The organism is Maricaulis sp. (assembly GCF_017643475.1).
Classification (GTDB): Bacteria; Pseudomonadota; Alphaproteobacteria; order Caulobacterales; family Maricaulaceae; genus Maricaulis.
Map to the genome: position 1 here is coordinate 276,602 of NZ_JAEPNI010000001.1, position 17,758 is coordinate 294,359.

Annotated in this window: 12 protein-coding genes; 2 read left to right on the forward strand and 10 right to left on the reverse strand. The window is 60.4% G+C overall.

What is annotated here, in order from left to right:
• Positions 1 to 88: 88 nt before the first annotated feature.
• Positions 89 to 475: a helix-turn-helix transcriptional regulator gene (locus JJ889_RS01390; protein ID WP_291890971.1), complete on the reverse strand. Its 387-nt coding sequence runs from the start codon at positions 473 to 475 to the stop codon at positions 89 to 91.
• Positions 476 to 1,651: 1,176 nt separating this feature from the next.
• On the opposite strand from JJ889_RS01390, the gene JJ889_RS01395 reads away from it, so the two are divergent.
• Entirely contained in the window at positions 1,652 to 6,577 is a 4,926-nt protein-coding gene (locus JJ889_RS01395; RefSeq protein ID WP_291890972.1) for an NAD-glutamate dehydrogenase, read from the forward strand.
• Positions 6,578 to 6,593: 16 nt separating this feature from the next.
• On the opposite strand, the gene JJ889_RS01400 is transcribed toward JJ889_RS01395, so the two are convergent.
• The 7 genes from JJ889_RS01400 to htpX all read right to left on the reverse strand — a co-directional run bounded on the left by JJ889_RS01400 (position 6,594) and on the right by htpX (position 15,832).
• Complete coding sequence (locus JJ889_RS01400) at positions 6,594 to 7,448, reverse strand: dienelactone hydrolase family protein (RefSeq protein WP_291890973.1); 855 nt, start codon at positions 7,446 to 7,448, stop codon at positions 6,594 to 6,596.
• Positions 7,449 to 7,536: 88 nt separating this feature from the next.
• Positions 7,537 to 9,132: a bifunctional phosphoribosylaminoimidazolecarboxamide formyltransferase/IMP cyclohydrolase gene (gene purH, locus JJ889_RS01405; protein WP_291890974.1), complete on the reverse strand. Its 1,596-nt coding sequence runs from the start codon at positions 9,130 to 9,132 to the stop codon at positions 7,537 to 7,539.
• A gap of 54 nt (positions 9,133 to 9,186) precedes the next feature.
• Positions 9,187 to 11,103, reverse strand: coding sequence for a polysaccharide biosynthesis protein (locus tag JJ889_RS01410; protein ID WP_291890975.1), 1,917 nt, complete (start codon positions 11,101 to 11,103; stop codon positions 9,187 to 9,189).
• Positions 11,104 to 11,105: 2 nt separating this feature from the next.
• The gene (locus tag JJ889_RS01415; RefSeq protein ID WP_291890976.1) at positions 11,106 to 12,872 is read right to left on the reverse strand and encodes a heparinase II/III family protein; all 1,767 of its coding nucleotides are present in this window, start codon (positions 12,870 to 12,872) and stop codon (positions 11,106 to 11,108) included.
• 3 nt (positions 12,873 to 12,875) lie between these two features.
• A complete protein-coding gene (gene rpe / locus JJ889_RS01420; protein WP_291890977.1) occupies positions 12,876 to 13,535 on the reverse strand; it encodes a ribulose-phosphate 3-epimerase in 660 nt (219 codons plus the stop codon).
• Positions 13,536 to 13,604: 69 nt separating this feature from the next.
• Positions 13,605 to 14,903, reverse strand: coding sequence for a transcription antitermination factor NusB (locus JJ889_RS01425; protein ID WP_291890978.1), 1,299 nt, complete (start codon positions 14,901 to 14,903; stop codon positions 13,605 to 13,607).
• 32 nt (positions 14,904 to 14,935) lie between these two features.
• Positions 14,936 to 15,832, reverse strand: coding sequence for a zinc metalloprotease HtpX (gene htpX, locus JJ889_RS01430; protein WP_291890979.1), 897 nt, complete (start codon positions 15,830 to 15,832; stop codon positions 14,936 to 14,938).
• Positions 15,833 to 15,918: 86 nt separating this feature from the next.
• On the opposite strand from htpX, the gene JJ889_RS01435 reads away from it, so the two are divergent.
• Positions 15,919 to 16,110, forward strand: a complete 192-nt coding sequence (locus JJ889_RS01435) for a DUF1674 domain-containing protein (RefSeq protein WP_291890980.1) — start codon at positions 15,919 to 15,921, stop codon at positions 16,108 to 16,110.
• 311 nt (positions 16,111 to 16,421) lie between these two features.
• On the opposite strand, the gene pyrF is transcribed toward JJ889_RS01435, so the two are convergent.
• Together pyrF and JJ889_RS01445 are read right to left on the reverse strand one after the other, a co-directional pair.
• A complete protein-coding gene (gene pyrF, locus JJ889_RS01440) occupies positions 16,422 to 17,120 on the reverse strand; it encodes an orotidine-5'-phosphate decarboxylase (RefSeq protein WP_291890981.1) in 699 nt (232 codons plus the stop codon).
• A 10-nt stretch (positions 17,121 to 17,130) separates the two neighbouring features.
• Positions 17,131 to 17,757 (reverse strand): LysE family translocator, encoded by a 627-nt coding sequence (locus JJ889_RS01445; protein ID WP_291890982.1) that lies wholly within the window; start codon positions 17,755 to 17,757, stop codon positions 17,131 to 17,133.
• Position 17,758: the final 1 nt, after the last annotated feature.

Sequence of the window (17,758 nt, forward strand, 5' to 3'; positions counted from 1 at the left end):
GGGGCTTTGCGAAGGAAATTCAGGGGCAGAAAAAAAGCCGAACGGAGGCAAACCCGTTCGGCTTCAATTCATCTGGATGTCCGTGCGCTTATTCCGAAAGGGAGCGCAGTAGATCAATCACACGTCGGCGAACCGTCTGGTCCTTGATGCCGGAAAAGGCTGATGCCAGGGCCAGGCCATCCGGGCTGGCAATGAAATCATACAGCGTGTCGGAGTCCTCACCCTTGAGCTCCGAGCTGCCGCTCTCGTCCAGACCTTCAAAGAAATAGGCAACCGGGACTTCCATGACCTTGGCCACGTGGAAGAGTCGGCTGGCGCCAATACGATTGGTGCCGCGCTCGTACTTCTGGACCTGTTGGAAGGTTACGCCGAGTTTTTCGCCGAGCTCGGACTGGCTCATATCCAGGAGACTTCGGCGCAGACGTAGGCGTGCGCCTACATGCTGGTCAATACTCGTCGGGCCTCTCGCACTCATTTTGTCCTCATAGTCTGTGGCTATATTTCAATATGTCGCAATTCGAACATGGAGGGCAGAAATCATCACAGTATCAGGGATGGTTCTTAGGTATGAATTCTTGAACGATCCAGTCACTTCTCAGCTTGATCCGATCTGTTTACAGAAAATCCGGGGATGCCCTCCCGGACTGTATCGACCTGGTTTCCAGTCACGCCTAACAGTATTTCTGTAATCTTGCCGTCTAACACGTTGGCGAAACGCAAAATTCGCCTCCATGTCCATATTTCGAAGAACACCAAACACCTGATCTGGCGATAGTTTTAGATTATGTGGTTTCCTGAAGTTTAGGGAGTTTTGTCACACAACCCAAAGTGCGGGTTGTGCTGCCCCTGTTGAGAAAATCGGAGATTGCGGGCGGGCCGACACGATTGAAGTCGTGCGCCGATATTATTAAATTCGTCCGGCTGCGCAGTGATTTCCCTGCACGCAAGGGCAGATTGCCAGGAATTGTCACCGGGTGACGGTTAGCGAGCCAATCAGCTTTTGTCATGATCCGGAGCCAATATCTGCTGACCAGGCTTTGTGCGCATGTTCGGCATTGGCATCGTGGAAATTCGTGCGCGTGGGCGCCAAGACGCGCGTAACCGTGATCGCGGTTCGCCTCTGGCGCTGCGCATTCTCAGCTCTCACAAACCTGTGAAGGCGTGCGCCCTACAAATCCGCGAGACGATACCCATATGGCGTTCAGCGACGGCTGAAGCGCCCGCCGCTCACAGAAAGCGAGGGTCACGATATGGCGCGTTTTATCTCTGTTGCGATTGCAGGTCTGATTTTGACGGCATCTAACGCCGCTGCCTCTTGGAATCAGACAAACGGTCTCTACATAAGTTGACGTAACACGGTTTCGGGATCTCCCCCCAGAGCCCGGAACTGTTGAGACGATCAGGCCTCGAACGTGCGTCCCCCCAGCCTGCCGATTGAGGTCTGAAGGCGCCGCCGGGTTCCCCTGTCCCTACTCGGCGGTGCCGTCGTCTCTTTTGATCCAGATCAAGACACCCAGCGTGAGCGCTAACATGCCGTACCGCCTGCATATTCCGAATTCCGGTTTGCAGCATATGCGGTGGGTTTGGCTTGCGCCCGGCGCAAACAGGTCTAGGCTCCCGGGAAAATATACCAGTCAGGGAGATCTGCACCATGGGGGCGGTCGTCGGAGTAGCGCACGCCTATACGCGCGCCGAGTTCATGGAGGCCGCGCGCAAGCGTTGGCAGGACGCATGCGGAAAAGAATGCGGTGATCTCGGGAACTCCTTCTTTTCTCAGATATTTGATGACGCACTCTCCGAGGATCTGGAGCGTGTTTCGGCGGATGACCTGGCCAAGATGAGCCTGGAATTCTGGTCGTTTGGAGGCGAGCGCCCGGGAGATGAAATCCTGATCCGCATGCGTCCGGCCCAACGCGCCGACGGCTCGGATATGCCGCGCAGCATCCTGGAAATAATCGGACGTGATCGGCCGTTTATCGTCGACTCAGTCATGGCGGAGATCGGGGCCCAGGGTCACGATATCATTGCCATGTTCCATCCCATCGTTCAGGCCCGCCGCGGCACCAAGGGCGAGCGTGTGGATGCAGGCGGCCGCGTGTTGCCGGAATCCATGATCCAGGTCCACCTGCCGCCGCTCGACGAACTCTCCCAACAGAGCCTGATTGATGGTGTCACCGGCACGCTGGATGATGTGCGTGTCGCTGTTGAGGACTGGGCTGACATGCGCGCGCAGATGGACGAGGCCATCGCGCACCTGGAAGCCGCCAAGAGCCATGCATCTCCAGAAGAGATGGCTGAAGCACTGCAATTCCTGCGCTGGATCCGAGACGACCATTTCGCTTTCCTGGGATGCCGTGTTTACGACTTCGAGGTCGAGGAAGACGGCGCAATGGCCAATCGTGTGCCGCGGGTGCGTGCCGATACAGGCCGTGGCGTGTTGCGCGACCCGGATCGGCATGTTCTACGCAAGGGCTCCGAGCCAGCGGTACTGACTCCGGCCATCGAGACTTTCCTGCGCGAACCGACGCCGATTATTGTCGCCAAGGCGAATATGAAGAGCCGCGTGCACCGTCGGGTCTACATGGATTACATCGGTGTCAAACGATATCGCGAGGACGGTGCGGTTATCGGTGAGGCACGTTTTGTTGGCCTGTTCACGGCTGAAGCCTATGACCAGAGCGCCAGCGATGTCCCGCTGATCCGCCGCAAGGTCCGCCGAGTATTGGAGCGCGCCGGCAAGACACCGGGCACGCACAATGCCAAAAAGCTTCGCAATACCGTCGAGAACTATCCGCGCGACGAGCTGTTCCAGACGGATGAGAATGACCTTCTGGAAATCAGCCTCGGCATTCTTCACCTCAATGACCGCCCGCGCACCAAGTTATTCATCCGCCGCGACCAGTTCGACCGGTTTGTCTCGGCCCTGCTCTATGTTCCGCGGGATCGTTATAATTCCAAGGTCCGCGAACAGGCTGGTGAGCTGATCCGCGACTCCTTTGGTGGACGTCTCTCGGCCTATTATCCGCAATTCGGAGACAGCCCGCTGGCGCGGGTTCACTACATCATTGGTCTCAACCCGTTTGATCATCCGGAGCCGGATGTTGATGAGCTGGAACGCCGTGTCGCGCTGCTTGCCCGTACCTGGGAAGATGATTTCGAGACCCATGTTCGCCGCACTGCCACGGACAGGGTCCGTCTGCGCATGCCCGCCTATGAGGGCGCCTTCAAGGCTGGTTATCGCGAACTCTATGATCCGGAAGAGGCTCTCAAGGACGTCATCAAGATCGAGTCTCTGACCGATCCGCAGCAGGTTGCCGTGCGTGTCTATACCGAACCTGATGATGCGGATAACGAGCTGCGCCTCAAGATCTACCGTATCCAGAAGCCTGTCTCGCTGTCGCGTGTCATGCCGGTACTGGAAAATCTCGGTCTTGTCGTGGTTCAGGAAACCGGTTTCCCGGTGGATCGCCGTGCAGAGGAAGGCCAGGCACTGGATCGTGCCTATGTGCATGATTTCGAAATGAAATCTGATGCACTCAAAGGCCGTTCCCTCGAGGAATTTGCCGGCGAGCTGGAAGACGCCCTCCTGGCCATGGCCGAGGGCCGGGCCGAGGATGACGGTTTTAATCGCCTGATCGTCGAGATCGGTGTGACCTGGCGGGAGGCTGCCTTCCTGCGCACCTGTGCGCGCTATCGCCAGCAGACGGGCCTCGACCCCTCGCAGAGCATCCAGGAAGAGGCGCTGGCCGCCAATCCGGGCATTGCCAAGGGCCTGCTCGAGCTGGCACGCGTGAAGTTCGATCCGGAATTTGACGGTGACATGAAGGCACGGGGCGACGCGGTCTGGGAGGTTTCCCAGTCCCTGCGTGAGCAGCTCGATGCTGTTGCCAGCCTCGATCATGACCGCGCCCTGCGCCGGATCTTCCACCTTATTGAAGCTACGCTGCGCACAAACTTCTTCCAGCGTGACGAGAACGGAAATCCCAAACCGCGCATTTCCATCAAGATCGCCAGCGAATTGCTGGAAGAGCTGCCCCTGCCCAAACCCTACCGCGAGATCTTCGTATGGGCTCCGGATGTGGAAGGCGTGCATCTGCGCTTCGGCCCGGTTGCCCGTGGCGGCCTGCGCTGGTCGGATCGCCGCGATGATTTCCGCACAGAAGTGCTTGGCCTGGTAAAGGCCCAGCAGGTCAAGAACGCCGTCATCGTACCGGTCGGTTCCAAGGGTGGTTTCTACCCGAAAACCCTGCCGCGCAATGGTTCGCGTGACGAAGTGTTCGAAGCGGGTCGTGAAGCCTACAAGACCTTCATCCGCGGCTTGCTCGATATCACCGACAATATTGTCGAGGACGCTGTCATCCGCCCGGATCGCTCCGTGTGCTGGGATGATGAAGACCCCTATCTGGTTGTTGCCGCCGACAAGGGTACGGCGACCTTCTCCGATACAGCCAATGGCATGGCGGAGAATGAGTTCGACTTCTGGCTTGGTGATGCTTTTGCGTCGGGTGGCTCTGCCGGTTACGACCACAAGAAGATGGGTATTACCGCGCGCGGCGCCTGGGAATCCGTCAAGCGTCACTTCCGCGAACTGGGCAAGGATATCCAGAACGAGCCCTTCACGGTTGTGGGCGTTGGCGACATGTCCGGCGACGTGTTCGGCAATGGCATGCTGCTGTCCAAACAGATCAAGCTTGTCGCTGCCTTCGACCATCGCGATATCTTCATCGACCCGGATCCACAGGACCCGGAAAAGCTCTGGGAAGAGCGCGACCGCCTGTTCAAGCTCGGGCGTTCCTCCTGGCAGGATTATGACCAGAGCCTGATCTCCAAGGGCGGCGGCATTTTCCCGCGCAACTCCAAGACGATCACCCTCACGCATGAAATCAAGGCGCTGACCGGTCTCACCGAGGACGCTGTCAGCCCGACCGAGCTGATCCAGGCCCTGCTCAAGAGCGAGACAGAACTCCTGTGGTTCGGTGGTATCGGCACCTATGTCAAAGCCACGCACGAACAGCACTGGGAAGTCGGCGACAAGGCGAATGACGGCCTGCGTATCAACGCGGAAGAGGTGGGCGCCAAAGTCATAGGCGAAGGCGCCAATCTGGGCTTCACCCAGTCAGCACGGATCGAGTTCAGCCGTCATGGTGGCCGGGCCAATGCCGACTTTGTCGATAATTCCGCTGGCGTGGACAGCTCGGACCACGAGGTCAATATCAAGATCCTGTTGCGCCCGGTCGTTCGCGGCGGTGACATGGATCGCGACAGCCGCGACGAGCTGCTGGAATCGATGACGGATGATGTCGCCGATCATGTACTCAAGCACAATTACGACCAGACACTTGCCCTGACGATGGCGGAGAAGACCGCGATCGCCGATCTGGATGCGCATGAGCGTTTCATGAGCCGTCTGGAAGATCTGGGCCAACTGGACCGCGAGGTCGAATTCCTGCCTTCGGCAGACGGGATCCAGACGCTCAAGGGGCGAGGTGAAGGCCTCACTCGTCCGGAACTGGCCGTTCTCATCTCCTACGCCAAGATCACCCTGTTCGATCAGCTGGTGGCCTCGGATGTGCCGGATGACGAGCATTTCCGTTCAATGCTGATCAATTACTTCCCCGATCAGCTGCACAAATTCTCCGATGGCATGGATGGTCACCGCCTGAAGCGCGAGATCGTGTCCACGATCCTGGCCAATGAGATGATCAATCTGGGGGGCCCGACTTTCATCCACCGCGCGATTGACAGTACGGCGGCCACGGTTCCGGCTATCGCCCGCGCCTTCGAGGCGGGTCGCCAAGTGTTTGGTTATGCCGAGCTCACCGATCAGATCAATGCGCTCGACAATATGGCCCCGGCCAATGTCCAGCTGAAGCTGCACGAAGAAATCATTCGGTTGCTGCGCCGCCAGACCTACTGGCTGGTTCGTCGCAATCGCAATCGGTCCCACACCAAGGCAGAGCCGATCCGTGACGTGATCGACACCTACCAGCCGGGTGTTCAGCAATTGCGCACGATGGTGCATCTGATCATTTCCGATCATGAGCGCCAGGGTTTCGAAGCCCGTCGTTCAGCCTTCGTTGAATCCGGTGCTCCGGAAGAACTCGCCCGGGCTGTGGCCGAGCTGCGTCCATTGACCTCGTCGACGGATGTTATCGACATGGCGATCAGCAGCGACTGGCCCTTGGCGTCAACCGCCTTCCTCTATCATGCCATGGGGGCTCGGTTCCGCTTTGATCGCCTTCGCGGCATGGGTCAGGAAGTCGTTTCCGATCAGCACTGGGACCGCCTTGCGGTGCGTCGCCTGATGGAAGATTTCTATGCCAGTCAGCAGGCCATGACTGCGTCTGCCATGCGTTTTGCGCTACAGGCCGGCGGGTCCCTGGCCCAGGGGGTGGAGGAGCCGAGCCGTGAATGGGCGGAGAACCTGGTAGAAGCCTGGATCACCGTCAATGAGGAAGAGGCGGGCCGTGTTGACAGTGTCCAGCGTCAGCTCGACGCGTCGGGCGCCTGGACCTTGTCCAAGCTTGCGATCGCCTCAACCCAGCTAGGTGAAATGGCCGGAGTGGCACAGCCCTAAAACGAGCGGTGCAGCTTCAGGGTTGCGAAAACCGCTCATCCAGAAGGTCCACGATACGCCGCTGCGCTTGCGCAGCGGCGTTTTCATTATAGACGATGCGAGGGTCCAGGGGCGGTGCATTGGGTTCGTCAAAAGCGTGGGTCTGACCTTCATAGATTTCAAAGCTGACATGCGCGCCTCCCCGTTCGAGCCGTCGTTCGCATCGATTGGCCGGAGCAATGACATCATCCTCAGCGAGGATGGCATGAAGCGGGATGTCAGCGGGTAGGTCACGGCCATCAGCAAGCGCCGGAAAGCCGCAATAGGGGTACATCGCCAATGCCAGCTGCACGCCTGGTAATCCATCCGGGACACCCTTGAGGGCATTGGGGTACTGGTCACGTCCGGCAAATGTCAGGGCGTCCAGAATGGTCCAGCCGCCATGGGACCAGCCCAGCAGCGCGACCTGGTCTTGGTCGAGGCCTGGGTGTTCCGCCGCGATCTTCAGGCCGGCGTGAATATCGGCCGCGCGCTCCTGACCCAGCAGACGCAATGCCAGGCAGACCTGGCTCATACTGCCGAAACGGCCGATATCACGCGCTTCGTTGGAATTGATAATGAGGGCGGCATAACCTGCCTCGACGACAGCGTTGGCATAATCATCCTGAACTTGCCGGCGTCCGCCACATCCGTGCAGCATGACAACAACCGGAACCGGTTCGCTTGCCGCTTCGGGCAGACGGATTTCCGTGTGGGCCCGGAGCAGTGCCACCTGCTCTTCCACGGTGCGCCGGGGCATGGCGACATGGGTCAGATTGACTGCATAGGCCAACAGCAGAACGCCAACCAGCATGGCCGCGCCGGCCAGGGCAAAGGACAGTAATTTGCGCATAAACATGCCGGGACACTGATGTCAGCACCCCGGCAGGTCAATGTTTAGATGATTCACGTGCAGGCCGCTGCCTGATCGCGACTGTGGCCTAGTGACGGAAGTGGCGCATGCCCGTGAAAACCATAGCAAGACCGGCTTCGTCCGCCGCTGCAATGACTTCATCGTCGCGAATGGAGCCACCCGGCTGGATGACAGCGGTAGCACCGGCTTCAACGGCAGCGTTGAGACCGTCAGCGAAGGGGAAGAAGGCGTCGGACGCACACACCGATCCGATCGTGCGGGACTGGTCCCAACCGTTTTCGGTGGCCGTAGCCTCGGCCTTGCGAACGGCCAGGCGGGCCGCTTCAAGGCGGCTGGTCTGACCCATTCCGATGCCGGCCGTAACGCAGTTATTCGTGTAAACGATGGCGTTGGACTTGACGTGTTTGACGACTTTCCAGGCAAACATCAGATCGGCCAGTTCCGCTTCGGTCGGAGCACGCTTGGTGACCACTTTGAACTCGTCTGGCGTGATCATGCCGATATCGCGTTCCTGGACCAGAAGCCCACCGGCGACAGTCTTCGTCATCCAGCCAGATTGTTTCGTATCGGCCATGCCACCGGTCAGCAGGACACGCAGATTGGCCTTGGCAGAGAGAACGGCCAGGGCGTCTTCGTCAGCATCCGGTGCGATGATCACCTCGGTGAAGATCTTGACCAGGGCCGAGGCCGTCGGCGCGTCCAGGGTGCGGTTCATGGCAACGATCCCGCCAAAGGCAGAAATCGGATCGGCAGCGAAGGCGCTCTCATAAGCGCCGACCAGCGTGTCATTAACGGCGACACCACACGGGTTGGCGTGCTTTACGATGATGACGGCCGCCTTTTCGGCAGGATCAAACTCACTCGCCAGCTCGAAAGCAGCATCCGCGTCGGCGAGATTATTATAGCTCAGTGTCTTGCCCTGGACCTGGCGTCCGGTCGCGATGCCGTGGCGGATTTCCGGTGTTGCGTAGAAGGCCGCACGCTGGTGCGGGTTCTCACCATAACGAAGCGATTGGGTCAGCTCGCCACCAAAGGCACGGAAGTCCGGCGCACCTTCGCCCAGCTGGTCCGCAAACCAGCCTGAGATTGCGGCATCATAGGCAGCAGTGCGGGCATAGGCCTTGGCCGCCAGTCGGGTACGTAGGTCCTGGGTGACGGAGCCGTCATTGGCCTCAATTTGCTCAAGCACCTGGTCGACATCCTTGCCGTCGACACACACAGAGACCCAGGCATGGTTCTTGGCGGCCGCGCGGATCATGGCAGGGCCACCGATATCGATGTTCTCGACACAGTCTTCCGAGCTGGCTCCGCGTGCGACTGTGGCCTCGAAGGGGTAGAGGTTCACATAGAGGAGATCGATCTGCGGGATGCCGTGCTCGCCCATGGAATTGCGGTCCTTGCCATTGTCGCGGCGACCTAGAAGTCCGCCGTGAACGCGCGGGTGCAGCGTTTTCAGACGGCCATCCATCATTTCCGGGAATTCAGTGACTTCCGAGACATCCTTGGCCTCGATGCCGGCCTCATTGAGCGCGCGCAGCGTGCCACCGGTCGACAGGATTTCGACGCCGGCTGCCGCGAGACGCTTGCCGCGCTCGATCAGGCCATCCTTGTCGGAAACAGAAATCAGAGCTCGACGAACGGGTACGAGGTCCATAGCGGTCATGAAACCGGCTCCTTGGGTCTGTCAGAATTTGGCTGCGAGTTAGCACGCCTTCCCCTAGTGGGAAAGCGTCGTTTCTTTGGTTGTTTCAACAACGGGCTGAAGCGCAGCGATCTGTTCGAGTGAAGCCTGCATCTGTTCCAGGTCATTGAGCCGCGCGCTCTTCAGCAGATCGCCGAGAATACGCTCGCTGCACTCGGACGGGATCTTGCCGCCGTTGACGCAGCGGATACTGCCAATCTCGGTCGAGCTGGCTTCCTCGAAGCCATAGATCAGGCTTTCATGGCGTTTCTCACCAGAACGCAGTCCGATCACATTGATAGCGCCCGGCGCGTCCGGGTCCAGGCCGCGCAGGCGCAGTAATTGGCGCGCAAGCCGCAGGATAGAGACCGGCTCGCCCATGTCGAAGACATAAAGCGCGCCATTGCGCTCCGGATTGGCTGCGGTGAGCGATGCTGCAGACAGGACAAGGCCCGACGCCTCGCTGACCGTCATGAAATAGCGGGTGGCTTCCGGGTCGGTTACAGTGACGGACTGACCGGTTTCAATCTGGTATTCAAACAGCGGAACGACGGAACCGCTGGAGCCCAGCACATTACCAAAACGCACCACGCAGATACGCATATCATTCTGCTGCTCTGCTTCTGCCTGTGCGAGAAGCTCTGCCGCGCGCTTGGTGGTGCCCATGACATTGGAGGGCTCAACAGCCTTGTCGGTAGAAATCAGGGCCAGCACTTCGGCGCCGTGTTTTCGGGCTGCATCAATGGTCAGAGAAGTGCCTAGCACGTTTGTACGCACGGCCTCACCCGGATTGAGCTCGCTCATCGGTACATGTTTCAGCGCTGCTGCGTGCAGGACGACGTGAGGTTTTTCCTCGCCGAAAACCGCGTCGAGACGTTCCGGGTCGCGCACATCCGCCAGTACGGCGCGCCAGTTCACCCCGGCGTCCTTCCGTCTCATCTCCATGTCGATCTCGTAGAGATTGGTTTCCGACGCATCGAGCAGAATTAGTTTTTCCGGAGAGAGCTGGGCGGCCAGACGGACCAGCTGGGAGCCAATGGTTCCACCCGCCCCGGTTACCAAAACGCGCTTGCCTTCGATCATTTCACGCGCCGGTTCCAGATCTGGCGTACGTGGCGGACGATTGAGGAGGTCAGCGGTCTCGACCGGAGAGAAAGCGCCTGGCCCCTTTCCGGGGCGCGCGCGCGAGAGCTTGGCGCCTGTGGCAGACGCGATGCGGATCAAAGCATTGACGGTGTCGATGTCGATTTTCTCACCGGCAAGCACCAGACGGGGTGGGAGTGGCTCAACCGCGGAAAGCCGGTTGATGGCCGCCGGAATATCCTCCAGCCCACCAATGATCTGGACACCCCGGATGGCGCGTCCGGCCAGCGAGTTGTCGAGCACAACCAGTCCCTTTGCGCGAAAAGGTGCCGAGCCATTGCGGCGGGCCAGGTCCCGCAGGGCGTCATCCAGATCGGCTTCATTGCCGACAAAGATCGCTGCCGGCTTCATTCGATCCTCGAAGCGAAAGGCGGTCGGAAGACCGCCCGTACGCCAGGCAGCGACGATCACGCGCGCACCGAGCAAGAGGCCGATGAGGATAGGGATTTCGATGAGGATGCTGGTTCGTGGGAACCCTTCCAGCCGGTTGAGCAGGAACAGCACGGGCAGGAAAACCAGGTTGGCGATACCGACAGCTCGCACGATGCGTGCAACGTCGTTTAGGGCCGTGTAACGCCACACGCCCTTGTGCAGGGATTGCAGCGGGAACACGATCGCACAGGCCATGGTAAATACTGCGACAGAGCGCAGTACGACACCGGGGTCTGCCGTGTTCTCGTGGAAATAATACCGGATCGTCACCGCCACCCACATCGACACGGCAGCGGCCAGCAGGTCGTAGATGGATACGGCCAGGACCGTGCTCCAGAACGACCGGCCCGCCGGACGCGGCTTATGTAGACGCGGCATACTCACTCAATTCCCCCTACCGCGCCACCGATCCTGCCGAGGCGCTGGAAAGCCCACCTTACCCTGTTTGGCGGACGGTCTCCGGCTCCGAAGGGTTCGGCTTCTCCATGTATTACTATTTGTGTGGCCCTTTGGGGAGGGGCTCCTGCGGCAAGGTAAACAGAGCGTTCCAGGCTGATCGGGCCGCCATCGGTCCGGAAGCGCCAGCCATCGCCATTGGTCTGGACCAGAAGGGCGCTCATATTGTCGCGCGACAGTGAAGCCCGAACGCTGGGGTGCAGGTGGAAACGAATGGCAAAGGGGAAACGCACCTCAATATCGTCCGGTGGCCCGTCCGTCACTGGGCGGAACAAAGCGTCCTCGCCGCGCAGATCGCCACCGTCCGCAGCGAGGAAGATCCTGCGCCGGTGCGAAAGCCCATAGCGATCGCGATACCCTTCCTGGCTACCTTCCAGCCAGATCCCCATTTCACCTTCATTGCGGCGTGCAGAGACCTGCCCCTTTGGTGCGACCAGGCGCGCACCCATCATCTCACGCTGCCAGCTCCCGGCCAGGATCTTGGATGAGGAGACCTCGCCCAGAACCAGGGTAGAATGGGCTGCCGTCGCGCGGACCGCCTCTCGCCAGTCCGAGGTCTGGGCGTCATGCCAGCCGCAATTGACGACCAGACGACCGCCAGGTGTACAGAACTCGATGGACAGAGCACTGGCATGCGCTTCCGTACTCAATTCTCCGCGCGGGGCATCGCCGACATCGAACAAGACGGTTGCGCCCTCGGCTTCGGTGCGATGATAGCCGGAGTGCGGTGCGAAACCGAAGGGTTTGATGGGTTCGTCGGTTCGGGTCAGGGCGTGATCCACAGCGCCCCTGTCGAACTCTCCACCGCCATGGAAACTGGCCAGGCCACCGTCGGCCATCTGGAAAAAGCGTACCATGGCGCGCAGGCGGGCAATGCCCCTGGAAATCTCCGTAGGCACCGGAATGCCGGACATCTCCGCAATATCCACCAGGCCCTGCAGGTCGATCAGTGCTTCAGCTGTGGCCTGCGGCGCGCGCGAGACATGCCCACCATCCGGCAGGATCTGGCGAGTGACCTCCGCTGCGACCGCCGTCATTCCCGCTCGCTGCAGAGCTGTCTGACCCGGCAGGCACAGGCCGGTGATTGTGGCCGCGAGTGCGGCGCGCAGGCGGATGCGACCATCCTCGGCGATCGGCAGGGTGCGAAGGAGGTGTTTTGCCTGTCGGGCCAGCAGGGATCGTCGCCGTCGGGTGTTGTCGGCGTCACCGGCCGCGTCCCCGAACAGTGTCTCGCCGGCCCGAAGCCAGTTCATCACCCGCAGCGACATGACACTGGGCGACCAGATAAAACTGTTCCAGCGTCCGTGTTTGGCCACCCACGTATCCACGAGGCGTCGGGCCTCTGTGGCTCCGTCGTGATTGGGGGCGGAAACAACGTCGCGCAGCCAGACATGACCGTGCAATTGTTCGGCAAAGGCGCGACTGGGCGTCAGCATCTCCCAGATATCAGACCCGTCGCGGGCGATAAGCTGGTCCCCGGCAAGCGAAAACCGACCATCGCAGATGGAGTCGCCATGTTCTCCGTCCGGCCCATAGGGGTCGTCGAGCGCGTAGGCCAGCGCTTCCTGCTGGCCTGCGCCCGACTGGAAAAGCGGGGCGAGGCCCATGGCGTGTACGGTCGAGGAGGCTTCACGACGCAGGCTGGTCCAGCCTGCCTGCGCGAACTCCATGAGACCGACGGAGTGGGCCATGTGCTAGCTCCGCAGCGCCTGGATGTTGGCCTGGTAACCGGACGGCCCGTCGCGGAAAACAGCAGAGCCGGCGACCAGCGCGTGTGCCCCGGCTTCCCGACATTGGGCGGCGGTTTTCGCGTTCACGCCTCCGTCCACCTCGATCATGGTCGACAGGCCACGTTGCTCGATGCGCTCTCGCAGGGCCTCGATCTTGCCGAGTTGGTTTGCAATGAAGCTCTGACCGCCAAACCCCGGATTGACGCTCATGATCAGGACCAGGTCCAGCTCTTCGAGAACGTAGTCGATTACGTCCACAGGCGTGGACGGATTGAGCGCGGCGCCGGCCTTCTTGCCCAGGCCCTTGATGGTCTGGACGGTGCGATGGAAATGTGGTCCCGCCTCCGGATGCGCGGTGATGGTATCGGCACCCGCATCAGCGAAGGCTTCGAGGTAGGAATCGACCGGTGAAATCATCAGGTGCACGTCGAATGGTTTGTCGGAGTGCGGGCGCAGAGCTTTGACGACGCCAGGACCAATGGTCAGATTGGGCACGAAATGCCCGTCCATGACGTCAATATGGATCCAGTCGGCTCCAGCCTGATCAATGGCGCGTACTTCCTCACCGAGCTTGGCAAAGTCAGCAGAGAGGATAGAGGGGGAGATAATTGTATCTTGAGGCATAATGACCCGATAACAGTGGCGTTTCAGGGGTGCAAGCAGTCGTCACCGCACGAGGTGAGATGTGTGATTTCACCCTGATTTTCTGAAGCGTGCAATGAAGAAGCCGTCCATGGAGCCGGCATCCAGCCAGAGAGCTGGTGTCAGTCGAACTTCACCACGCTTTGTCAGCGCGTTTTCCAGCCCTGGCAATTCATCCGGTCGGATCGGATCGAGTTCGAGTGTTTTGATACTCTTCTCGATATCCTTGGAGAGCCACTCGCCTTCCTCGACCTGCAGGGAACAGGTGCACACGACAAGCTGACCGCCGGGCTTGATCATTTTCGCGACGGCGCGGGCGAGTTCGCGCTGGATCTTGCCAAATTTGCGGGGATCCTCGGCCGCCTTGATCCAGTTGCTCTCGGGGTGTCGGCGGTATGTGCCGGTCGCGGAACAGGGTGCATCCAGCAATACGCCATCTACCTGTGAGGCGGGTTTCCACTTGCGGCCATCGCCTGCATGGATCTGGGATTCAAGGCCAACCCGCTTCAAATTCTCGCGGACCCGTTTCAGGCGCGGTTCGGAACTGTCGACTGACTGTACATCATATCCCGCTGCTGCCAGTTGAAGCGTCTTGCCGCCCGGCGCAGCACACATGTCGATAACACTCGAACCCGGGTCCAGCTTTAGCAGCGTTGCTGGGATAGCTGCAGCGGCATCCTGGGCCCACCAGGCGCCTTCATCATATCCTGACAAGCTGGTGACATCACCGATCTTGTCAAGGCGGAGCGTGCCTGATGGAAGGAGTTTGGCACCCAGCTTTTCCGCCCATTCCTCGCGGGTGGACGGGTCCTTGACGGTGAGGTCCAGCGGCGGAGATTCAAGTCCGGCCATGACCATCCGGTTCATGGCGGCCGGTCCAAAGTTCTTGCGCCAGCTCGCGCGTAGCCATTCAGGCAGATTGTCCTGGGGCGGCAGCAATTTGGCTTTCTGTCGCCCCTCCCGGTCGATATTGCGCAAGACGGCATTGATCATGCCCTTGAGCTTGCGCGTTTCCGGTCGCTTTTCAGCCAGTTTCACTGCCGAGGACACAACAGCGTGGGGTGGGATATCCATCCACAGGATTTGCGTGGCGCCGGTGATCAGCAAGGCTCGCGCATAGGGCGCGGTTTCTTCGAGCGGCTTGTTGAGGAAGGATGACAAGACGCTATGCGTCTGTCCGAGGCGTCTGAAACTGGTGGCCAGAATATAGCGCGCAAAGGCCCGGTCGCGCGGGTCCATATCCTTGTAACCGGGCAGGGTTTCCAGCGCGTTTTCCAGGGTCCGGTTCTGGCTGAAGACACGGATATAGGCTTCGGCGGCGTGTTGGCGGGGGGCTGTTCCGTCGTTCATGCCGCCGAGCTAACACGCCCGTCGCTCCGGGTCTAACCCCAAGGACCGCGCTGATTCCACGGACCGGACGCCGTGCTCGCCGCTGCGCCGCCCATCTGCCGCAGTTTGTGGATGCGGTTGGCGGTGTCCGGATGGGTGGAAAACAGATTGTCCATGCGCTGGCCGTTCAGCGGATTGATAATGAACATGTGGGCCGTGGCCGGATTGCGTTCCGCGGCCGGGTTTACGGTTCGGCGAGCGGAGCGCTCGATCTTTTCCAGCGCCGATGCGAGGGCCAGGGGATTGCCATGAATTTCCGCACCGACGCGATCGGCTTCGTACTCGCGGGCGCGACTGATGGCTGACTGGACCAGCATCGCCGCCATCGGCGCGAAAATCATCAGCGCCAACGAACCGAGCAGGCCTGCGCGGTTATTGCCGCCGAAAAAGAGCGCGAAATTGGCCAGCATGCCAATTGCACCTGCCAGAGTCGCGGTGACCGTCATGGTCAGCGTGTCCCGGTTCTTCACATGGGCCAGCTCGTGCGCCATCACGCCCTGGACTTCCTCGCGATTGAGGCGGGCCAGAAGCCCGGTCGTGGCCGCGACAGCTGCATGACTGGGGTCACGCCCGGTCGCAAAGGCGTTCGGCTGATCCTCGTTGATCACATAGACACGCGGGGCCGGCATGTTAGCTTTCTGCGCGAGGCGCTGCACATCCTCCGCGTATTGGCGGAAATGCGGATTGCTGTCGCCGGGGCGGATTTCCTGCGCGCCATGCATGCGCAGCACCATGTCAGCGGAATTCCACCAGGCGAACAGGTTCATGCCCGCAGCGACCACGAGCGCCAGCATGGCACCGGCAGCGCCGCCCAGCATATAGCCAATGCCCATGAAAAGGGCGGTCATGCCGGCAAGGAGGAGGAAGGTACGAAGTGTATTAGCGGTCATTTCAGTTGGGCTTTTATTTGCACTCATCACGTTTCGCACTAGTAATTGGTCTCATTAAGGCCATTCAACAAGAGGGGATTAGTTTCATGTCCGTCCCTGAAAACGCAGCGCCCGGAAAGGCGCTTTCGCCAGCGGCGCGCCGAGCGCTCGAGGAAGCCGAAGCCCGTCGCAAGGCTGAGGACGCCAAGCCCATGGCCAAGGAATTGTCCGGTCCGAAAGGTCCAGAACCCACCCGGTTCGGAGACTGGGAGCGCAAGGGCATTGTCAGCGATTTCTGAGGTATCGGCCTCCGGCGTTGAAAGCCTGGCCCAAACACTGACTGTTCAGTGGGCGCGTGAAAATTAACCAATTCCCCTGCGGGGTGAGCGGGATTTACCTGTCTGGATATGCCTTTAGGTTAGCCGCATGGTTAATCTGTTTACAGCGGCGCTGCTCGCGCTCACCCTCGGCCCGCAATCCGAAACGTCCGTTGAGGATGAACGGCAGACCGTGCGCCTGCCGGACAGTTTTTTTCACGGCGATCTGACTGGCGGAGTCGAGGGTCCGGCGCGCCTGCCCTATCAGTTCTCGCCAGGCCATCGCATTGTGATCACGCCGGGTGTGTGGACATCTCTGCTACGATATCACGGGCCGCTTGAGCCGGGTCCGGTGCGCCGTGGATCGGACGTCCAACCACCAGGTGAGTGGCGCCATCCGCGAGAGCGCTCGCAGGAGTAGCGACACGTTTCTGGTCGCCGACATCAGCACCCGGGGGACGGATTCCCGGAGTGACAATCAGGAAGTCGCCACCGAAACGCTGCCGGATTTCACCGGCTTCCTGGGCGCTGGCTACGACACCATCAATGCCTGCCTCAAGCGCCTGCTCCACGCGGCGGAAGACGAGGTCCCGTGCCTTGTGTGCATAACCCATCTCTTCCAGCATGGCGTCGTCGTAACAGGTCATCACGGTGACACCCAGGATCTTTAGATCGCTATTGTCGCGGCCCGCCGCGGCAGCACGCATCACGGCCGGCTCTGCGTGGACTGTCAGCAGGTCACAGCCTGCGCCAGTGATTGAGCGTGTCGCCTTTTCAACAGTCGCTGGAATGTCGTGCAGCTTGTAATCGAGAAAGACCTGCTTGCCGGCAGCCTTGAGCGAGGCAGCGAGCTGCATACCGCCAATCGGCAGCAATTGCAGGCCAATCTTGTAGAAGCTGACGGCATCGCCCAGCGTGTCGACGACATTCTGGGCATCAGAGATGGTCGGCTTGTCCAGCGCGACAATCAGGCGGGGATCGATATTGAGCATGGCCCGGCTTCTAGCCGTGATCGCCGTCTAGAAGCAAGCGCAAACCCAATCCGCCAAAGGCGGTGGCGGCGATGCCATTGAGCATGCGACGCCAGGTTTTCGAACTGACCAGGCGTTCCTGGGCCTTGCCGGCCAGGATGGCAACTACTGTCAGGATGACCGTGCCCATGGCAAAAAAGATCCCGCCCAGGGTCAGCATCTGTAGCCAGACTGGACCGATTTCCGGATTTGTGAATTGCGGAAGCAGGGCCAGGAAAAACAGACCGATCTTCGGATTGAGAAGATTGGTGAGCAGGCCCTGGCGAAAGGCCCGGACGGCATTGTCGCCCGCCTTTGCGGTTGGCAGGGCGTCGATCTTGCTCAGGGTCTGGATGGCCAGCCAGACCAGATAGGCCGCGCCGGCATACTTGATGACGGTGAGCGCCTGGTCGGAGGTTGCTACGATGGCTGCAAGGCCTGCTGCGGCCGCAATGGTCCACACAGCGCCACCCGCGATAATACCAGCGACTGCCGCGAGTCCGGCTCGGCTACCACGCGAGGCACTGGTTGCCAGTGTAAAGGCCATGTCCGGTCCTGGAGTCAGTGCAAGGGCAATCGCCGCTGCCAGGAAGAGTGGCAGAACATCCAGCGCCAGCATG

Bases quoted from the DNA above. Each gene is read 5' to 3' on its own strand.
- JJ889_RS01390 (WP_291890971.1), bottom strand. From the start codon at position 475: ATGAGTGCGAGAGGCCCGACGAGTATTGACCAGCATGTAGGCGCACGC.
- JJ889_RS01395 (WP_291890972.1), top strand. From the start codon at position 1,652: ATGGGGGCGGTCGTCGGAGTAGCGCACGCCTATACGCGCGCCGAGTTC.
- JJ889_RS01400 (WP_291890973.1), bottom strand. From the start codon at position 7,448: ATGCGCAAATTACTGTCCTTTGCCCTGGCCGGCGCGGCCATGCTGGTT.
- purH (WP_291890974.1), bottom strand. From the start codon at position 9,132: ATGACCGCTATGGACCTCGTACCCGTTCGTCGAGCTCTGATTTCTGTT.
- JJ889_RS01410 (WP_291890975.1), bottom strand. From the start codon at position 11,103: ATGCCGCGTCTACATAAGCCGCGTCCGGCGGGCCGGTCGTTCTGGAGC.
- JJ889_RS01415 (WP_291890976.1), bottom strand. From the start codon at position 12,872: ATGGCCCACTCCGTCGGTCTCATGGAGTTCGCGCAGGCAGGCTGGACC.
- rpe (WP_291890977.1), bottom strand. From the start codon at position 13,535: ATGCCTCAAGATACAATTATCTCCCCCTCTATCCTCTCTGCTGACTTT.
- JJ889_RS01425 (WP_291890978.1), bottom strand. From the start codon at position 14,903: ATGAACGACGGAACAGCCCCCCGCCAACACGCCGCCGAAGCCTATATC.
- htpX (WP_291890979.1), bottom strand. From the start codon at position 15,832: ATGACCGCTAATACACTTCGTACCTTCCTCCTCCTTGCCGGCATGACC.
- JJ889_RS01435 (WP_291890980.1), top strand. From the start codon at position 15,919: ATGTCCGTCCCTGAAAACGCAGCGCCCGGAAAGGCGCTTTCGCCAGCG.
- pyrF (WP_291890981.1), bottom strand. From the start codon at position 17,120: ATGCTCAATATCGATCCCCGCCTGATTGTCGCGCTGGACAAGCCGACC.
- JJ889_RS01445 (WP_291890982.1), bottom strand. From the start codon at position 17,757: ATGCTGGCGCTGGATGTTCTGCCACTCTTCCTGGCAGCGGCGATTGCC.